The following is a 6,971-nucleotide window of genomic DNA, read 5'->3' as shown; positions in this document are numbered from 1 at the left end:
GCATCCGCATCCATCCAGGCAACAAGGCCGAGGACACAGACGGCTGCATCCTGGTTGGCGACGCGCCGGCACCGGACTGGCTGGGGCAGAGCAAGGTGGCCTTCGACCGCCTGTTCACCAAACTGCGCCTGACCACTGAGCCGGTCACGATCGAGATCCGGGAGGCCCAATGATTGCGCTGCTGATGAAGATCGGGCCATGGCTGGCCGGCCTGGTCGGTATCGTCGCCGGCCTGTTCATGCGCCAGCAGGCCAAGGCCACCAAAGCCGAGGCTGCGCAAGAAGTTGCGGAAACGAAGCAACAATCTGCGGAGCGCGATGCGGCTGCCGCGCAATCTGGCGCCAATGCGGCGCAGGAGAGAGCTGATGTCGAAAACACTATTGCTGCTGCTCCCGCTGGTAGTTCTGCTGCAAAGCTGCGCGACAGCTGGAGCCGGGACTGAGCCACCGGTGATCGTGGATAACGGCTGCAAGTGGGCGCGGCCGATCTATGTCAGCAAGGCTGATCGGCTCACCGATCAAACCGCAGATCAGATCCTGGCGCACAACATGACCGGGCAGCGCCTATGTGGTTGGCAAGCCGGCGGCTGAGTGGACCATTTGCAATCCTGCGTTGATTTGCCACTAGGAAGCTAGTTGGCAGGAACGCCCTTGGCTGTTTCCGATGACGGTGTCTCCGATTTTGCACCTCTGATATATCATTGCGGGTCAGCGCTGCATTAGGACAGAGGGGGCCGAGTTAGCCGTGAGACGGTACAGATTTGAAGTGCTCGTAAGCGGGGGGGGCCGGCGGCGGATGTCGAAAAGTTGCAAAAAAGAAATTGCTCATTGGGCATTCTATATGCCCTGCAATTTCTCTACTGTGGCGTTTCAAAATAACACTAGATTGTCACCGGAGAGAGTGTGAATAAGAACGAGCTCGAATGGAAGAAGCATGAAGCTGAACTTGAATGGCAAAGACAACTCATAAAGTCTCAGAATCTAAAATTTGGTTTTGACTTAGTCAAGCATGCATTGACACTGGCGACTGTTTTAGGTTCTGTATATATTGCATTTAATGCTTTTTTGGAGCTGGCCAAGGCCAGACCCGAGACACTAAAGGCGCTAGCTGAGTTCGCCGAAAAGTTCGAAATAGGTACCGTGATTATGAGTATTGTCGCTAGTATTGGAGGAATCGGGTGGTACTATGAAAGATCAGGCAAAAAGCGCGCTATTAAAACTCTTCGTAGTTTGCGAGAAAAGCTAGAACAAAATGATCCGCATAACGAGGGTAGTGGCTTGGACGAGAACGGGCATACACCTAAGCAAGAGGGGAACTGAAATGCAATTATTTGTTTTCGCGATTGGAGTGTTGGCATTAATCGCAACATGGCGCTTGATGATCAGAAAAACTATTTTGGATCATCATAGGGACGCACTTTTCGATTTGCGAGATGAATTGCGTGAATCCTTTCTCCAGCACGACTGGGACATTGGTAGCGATTTTTATCGCAAGCTCCGTCACATCATTAACGGATATCTACGTTACACCGAAAATTTTTCGTTTATGCAGTTTAGCTATTTGGAGTCAGAAGTTAAAAGGTCTCCGCAGCTACAAGCAATGCTGAAAGGCGAATTCGAACGAAATTTTTCCTCATTGACCCCAGAACAGATGAAATATGCTACTGCGTTTCGAAAGCGTGCATTGGATCTGATGGTCAGCTACATGATTGTGAGTTCTGGTCCACTAGCTATACTCACAGTGGCGCTCGTGCCTTTCGTTAGCTTATACATGTTTGCACGTGTCATTCAACGCGGATTCGTGAAGGGTTTGGGAATATTGATTCGCAAGGTCATTGACGCTCATTACTCGACACAAGTCGTATTCAATAGAACTGTTGACGCTGTAGCATCAAAATTAATCGTGCGCGATCTTGTGGAAGAGATGACATTTCTTAGCTTTGATAGCTCAAATGTGCACTCGCCACTTGCTTCAGCTACATGATTACAGAGTAAATATTAAACCGCCCCCGGGGCGGTTTTTTTATGCCTGCCTATCTCGATACTCATCGTTTCCAGTGGAGGGGCACATGTACATGACCCGCATCACGCGATCCGAGCTGTATGACCTGATTTGGTCTGAGCCAGCGAAGGATGTTGCGCCGCGTCTTGGTATGTCGCCAGAGCAGCTTAGGACCGCTTGCGAAGCGGCCAATATTCCACGGCCAGATCAAGGCTATTGGAACAATGTAAATCCTGGGGCGAAGGGCAAAAGGGCTGCATTGCCTGATCGACAGCTCGGCCAGGCAGATTATGTCGAGCTCATTGACGAGTCCCAAATGGTGTCCGGTGCGCGGCGGCGGATGTTTCTGGACGGGCCGCCGTTGGTCATGCCCGTCTTCCCGGATGACCGGCCTCTCATCGAGTCTCGGGCCCATGCGCTAGCAGCCACCGTACCTGTCAGGAAGACGCGCTCTCGCACCCATAGGGAGATATCCAAGCTACTCGCGAGAGATGAAAGAAGGAAGGCGAAGCTGACCGGGACATCACTTGATGTGCACGTCCGTCCCATCATTTCTTCAACCAAGCAGGGCAAGCGCCGGCTTTTAATCCTCAATACGTTGCTTAATGCCTTGGCGTGTTGTGGCGGCAATTCAGCCCAAACGACAGATCACGCCTTCAATTGGAGCATTTGCATTTGGGATACTTTGCTGCACTTCGAGCTGCGAAATGTAGGCGCGCCGGAAGATGAAACTGCACGGCGCGTGGCGGAGTATGAGCGCTCCGGGGATCTCGAGCTGGTGATTCGTCACAAACCAGGGCATGGCCTCAAGACAGAGTGGCGCGACTTGCCCTCTGAGCCCCTGGAGGCGCAGATGAGAGAAATCGTCGCCGGCTTCCTGATCATCTCTGAACTTCTGTATAGGCACAGAGAAATTTATCGAGTCGAGAGGCTTCAGGAACAGAAGGCTGAATTGGATGCCACGATTTGGCGCCACAAGGAGGAGCGTTTGCAAGAAGAGCTAGCTCGCTGGGAAAAGGCCGAGGAGGCGCGGCGGGCACACCTCCTGCAGGAAGTGGCCGAATGGAAGAGAGCCGAAGAAATCAGGGCCTTTGTTGGCGCCAGGCTGCGGGCCGCTAAGGATGGGGCGCCGGAAGAAAAAGATCTTTTAGAGCGGTGGGCAAGCTGGGCGTCTGCGGTGGCAGACGCAATCGATCCTATTACAAAGCACCGGGCTGAAGAAAAATGACCAGTGAATATCTGAGCGCGGCGGAATTGGCGTCGCTCATCGGCTGCCGGACGAACAGCCTTGCCTGCATGAAACGCTGGCTCACGAAAAACGGATGGCCCTATGTGGAGATGGTCACTTTTTCAGAGCTTTGATGTAAGGCTCGCAGCCCCCCAGGTTGCCGTCGGCCTGGTAGCGCTGGATGATCTGCTTTGCATCCACTTCCAAGGTGATCTGGCAGTTATAGTTCAGTGGAACGAATGTGCCACCCGTGGTGGTGCTGGAATAGGGCGTGAACCCGCTGCCCACACCAGCATAGCCATTCGTGGTGGTGGTTGTCGGCATATATGCCATCTGCTGGCTTGACGATCCCCAACGATATAGCTTGCGGCCGGCGATGGTTTGCTCGCTGTTAGGGTACCCGATCTTGTTGATGGCTACGTCAATGGGCTGCCCCAGCAAGCCCTTCAGCCCGTCATCAAGCTGACCCCATGTGGCGCACCCTGCGACGGCAGCAGTGATGATCACTAGCGCAATTTTTCGCATACACTTTCTCCCGTAATTTATCGTCGTCATCCGAAGATTGACATCGGCGTTTCGGGAGGTAAAGAAGATCATCGCGTCGGTGTTGCGCGCTATGACCAAAACCTGCCCAAACTAGGACTGAATCGGGCAAAATAGAGGCGAAAGTGCAGCCGGTCTATGGGATGGCTTCCGCTGCAAGTCGTTGAATTGACTGCACTTTCTTTTCTGGTCTATTTGTTGCTGCCCAGTCTCATAATCCGTTGGTGCCGTGTTCGACTCACGGGGGGGCCACCAGTATTTAAAAAGGATTCCGAGTGATTGGAGTCCTTTTTTTTGTTTGTACCCAAGTAGGAAACTAAGCTGATCAAAAAGATAGTTCCGCTTTCCTCTTCGGGAATTTCTTCCAAAACACGCGCAACTATGGGATTTTGCGCGCTCTATGCGCAGTCAGCGAGTCGCGCTGGATGTGGCTTTGCGCTGGAATCCTGTTTTGCTTGGGATATGGGAATGAGCTAGAAGTGGCGCAAGGTCAATTGGTATATATAATCAACCAAAATCCAAATTCATATCGCAAAGAATGCCCATCCCCAATTATCAGTCCATCATGCTCCCCCTTCTTCGTCTGGCCAGTGATGGCAGGGAACATCGATTCAGAGATCTGGTAGAACAATTAGCTATTGATTTTATTCTGACTGATGCCGAGCGTTCAGAAATGCTGCCAAGCGGAACTGCACCTCTTTTCGATAATCGAGTCGGGTGGGCGCGAACATACTTGAAGCAAGCCGGACTTCTCTATTCCGCAAAAAGAGGATTACTTCAGATCACTGACAGGGGCGCCGACCTTCTCAGGCAATCGCCGGCAAAAATTGATGTGGAGTTTCTGCGCCAATTTAAAGAGTTCCGCGAATTCCAAGTTCGACGGCGAACAAAGGATGCGGATACGTCCGGAGTCTTGGACATTTCAACGGAAATGAGTGATCAGACCCCGGAGGACGCCTTAGCCACCGCATACAGCACCCTTCGCAACAACCTCGAAGCTGATCTACTTGAGCAGGTGAAATCAATGTCTCCTGCATTTTTCGAAAGAGTTGTTATTGATCTACTGGTTGCGATGGGGTACGGCGGTTCTCGACAGGACGCTGCGAGCGCTGTTGGAAAGAGTGGCGACGGAGGAATTGACGGCATCATCAAAGAAGACCGTCTGGGCCTCGATGTCATATATGTCCAGGCCAAGAGGTGGGATGGAACGGTTGGAAGACCAGAAATCCAGAAATTCGCCGGTGCACTGCAGGGGCAGCGTGCAAACAAAGGGGTATTCATTACCACCTCAGTTTTTTCGAAAGATGCTGAAGATTACGCAAACATAATCAGCTCCAAGATCATTCTTCTAGACGGAAAGCAGCTAGCAAAATTTATGGTTGATCATAATGTCGGCGTCGCTCAAGTCGGCGTCTACGAGATAAAAAAGATCGACTCAGATTACTTCGAAGGTGAATAGGCATATTGTTGGATACTTGGCCCCGGCACTCTCAAACCACAGCCGCCCTAACCAACGGCTGCTCCGCCAAGGTATCCCGCATCAACGTCAACGCATGCTGAATATCCCCCCGACTGGCAATCCCCCCAATACACACACGCACAGCCTGCACCGGCGCAGTAGTCACGGCAAACGCATCCACTCCCACCACCGCCACCCCATTGGCGCGCATCTGCGCTGAAAACGTACTGGCCTGCCATCCCCCCGGCAGCTTCACCCACAAATGAAACGCCTCCGGTTCCGAGGCATACCCGTGCTCGGGCAAGATGCGGGCCGCAATCTTCTGCCGCGCCATCGACTCCTTGCGGATATTGGCCAGCGCCAGATCCGCCACGCCATCGCGTATCCAATAAGTTGCCAGGGTCGAGGTAACCGGTGAAGCCATCACCGTCGTCGCACGCAGTGCCGCCGTCAGGCGCGCAGCCGAGGCGGCATCGGGCGCCACCATATAAGCGATGCGCAAACCGGCCCCCACGGTCTTGGCCAGTCCGGTGACATAGTAGGTCAGCTCGCTGCCCATGCTGGCAATGGCCGGCGGTGCCACACGCGGCAGGAAGCCATAGGCATCATCCTCGATGATGGCCACTTCATAGTGACGGGCGATCTCCACCAGCGCCTGGCGGCGCGATACCGAAGTCGTGCAGGTGGTCGGATTGAGCAGGGTGGGATTGCAATACAGCGCTTTCGGAGCATATTGCGCACAGGCCCCGGCAAAGGCCACCGCATCAATGCCCTCATTGTCCATCGGCAAGCCAACCAGCTTGATGTTGAGATGCCCGGCCAGGGCGCGCAGGCCGGGGTAGGTCACGTCCTCGCAACAGAGCACCCCGCCAGGTCCGACCAGCATGGTCAGGATGGCCAGCAGCGCACATTGCGCCCCCGGCGTCACCAGCACCCGTTCCGGTTCCACCACCAGCCCGCGCCGGCGCAGCCACAGCGCACCGGCTTCGCGATCCTCGGGCGAACCACCGAAATCCTGGTAACGCATCAGGTCGCGCAGGCGCGCATTGACCTTGTTCCAGCCCGACTGCATCAACTCCATCAGCTCCGGCGACTCCGGCTCGGGCGGCATGTTCATCGACATGTCGACGTTGGGGCGGCCCTCAGTCAAGCGCGGGATGCGCGGGCGGCGCTTGCCGCAGACAAAGGTGCCGCGTCCCACCACCGAATCCACCAGTCCGCGCCGATGCGCTTCCGTATAGGCGCGCGCGACCGTGGTGAAGTCCAGGTCCAGCACCTCGGCCAGCTTGCGCTGCGGCGGTAGCCGCTGCTCGGGCTGCAGGTGGCCGGTGGCGACGTCCTCGGCAATCGCATTGGCGATGGCCAGATAAAGCGGGCCGCCACCTTTCTTCAATTTGGGAACCCACATGGCGCTGTTCTTGGTCATGGCAACTTCCTCGTTTCCTGACTTCAATATTGACCGCATCGACTGGTGTCATTGAATGCAATTTGCATTCCATCCAATCTCTGCCGTACAGGTACAAAAGTGCACCGTCTTGCATCATCCGCGCGCAGCGCTCTGCACCAACTCAAGACGCGCCGCAACGCCAGAGTGCACAAGGGTTTGCGCGATGCTGTCCGATTGTATGGAGCGATTGAATGGATTGCTTCATATGGCCCAAAAACCATGCTGCAAGCGCCGATTCGGCAAGCCGCGCAGATGCTGGATTCCATTCTGCGAGGGGAGGATTGACGGGATTT

9 protein-coding genes are annotated in these 6,971 nt (G+C 54.5%); 7 read left to right on the top strand and 2 right to left on the bottom strand.

Features of this window, described 5'->3' with window-relative positions; translation table 11 throughout:
• Nucleotides 1-2 precede the first annotated feature (2 nt).
• From ACODSZ_RS11780 to ACODSZ_RS11755, 6 genes are all read left to right on the top strand, one after another.
• Nucleotides 3-173, top strand: a complete 171-nt coding sequence (locus ACODSZ_RS11780; protein WP_488927648.1) for a DUF5675 family protein — start codon at nucleotides 3-5, stop codon at nucleotides 171-173.
• Complete coding sequence (locus ACODSZ_RS11775; protein WP_488927644.1) at nucleotides 170-442, top strand: hypothetical protein; 273 nt, start codon at nucleotides 170-172, stop codon at nucleotides 440-442. The genes ACODSZ_RS11780 and ACODSZ_RS11775 overlap by 4 nt, the downstream gene beginning before the upstream one ends.
• A 460-nt stretch (nucleotides 443-902) precedes the next feature.
• A complete protein-coding gene (locus ACODSZ_RS11770; protein ID WP_488927643.1) occupies nucleotides 903-1,319 on the top strand; it encodes a hypothetical protein in 417 nt (138 codons plus the stop codon).
• Between the two features lies 1 nt (nucleotide 1,320).
• The gene (locus ACODSZ_RS11765) at nucleotides 1,321-1,983 is read left to right on the top strand and encodes a hypothetical protein (RefSeq protein WP_488927642.1); all 663 of its coding nucleotides are present in this window, start codon (nucleotides 1,321-1,323) and stop codon (nucleotides 1,981-1,983) included.
• A gap of 85 nt (nucleotides 1,984-2,068) precedes the next feature.
• A complete protein-coding gene (locus ACODSZ_RS11760) occupies nucleotides 2,069-3,229 on the top strand; it encodes a hypothetical protein (RefSeq protein WP_488927641.1) in 1,161 nt (386 codons plus the stop codon).
• Entirely contained in the window at nucleotides 3,226-3,363 is a 138-nt protein-coding gene (locus ACODSZ_RS11755) for a DUF4224 domain-containing protein (RefSeq protein ID WP_488927640.1), read from the top strand. The genes ACODSZ_RS11760 and ACODSZ_RS11755 overlap by 4 nt, the downstream gene beginning before the upstream one ends.
• Here ACODSZ_RS11755 and ACODSZ_RS11750 read toward each other — a convergent pair.
• Nucleotides 3,344-3,754 carry a hypothetical protein gene (locus tag ACODSZ_RS11750; protein WP_488927639.1) on the bottom strand — a complete coding sequence of 137 codons (411 nt, stop codon included), beginning with the start codon at nucleotides 3,752-3,754 and terminating at the stop codon, nucleotides 3,344-3,346. The genes ACODSZ_RS11755 and ACODSZ_RS11750 overlap by 20 nt on opposite strands.
• Before the next feature lie 556 nt (nucleotides 3,755-4,310).
• Between ACODSZ_RS11750 and ACODSZ_RS11745 the strand changes: the two genes are divergently transcribed.
• Entirely contained in the window at nucleotides 4,311-5,231 is a 921-nt protein-coding gene (locus tag ACODSZ_RS11745) for a restriction endonuclease (protein ID WP_488927638.1), read from the top strand.
• A gap of 31 nt (nucleotides 5,232-5,262) precedes the next feature.
• Here ACODSZ_RS11745 and ACODSZ_RS11740 read toward each other — a convergent pair whose 3' ends face one another.
• Nucleotides 5,263-6,657 (bottom strand): aminotransferase-like domain-containing protein, encoded by a 1,395-nt coding sequence (locus ACODSZ_RS11740; protein WP_175342706.1) that lies wholly within the window; start codon nucleotides 6,655-6,657, stop codon nucleotides 5,263-5,265.
• Nucleotides 6,658-6,971 lie beyond the last annotated feature (314 nt).

Source organism: Herbaspirillum sp. FG34 (assembly GCF_057809315.1).
This window is presented reverse-complemented; position numbering and strand designations above follow the sequence as displayed.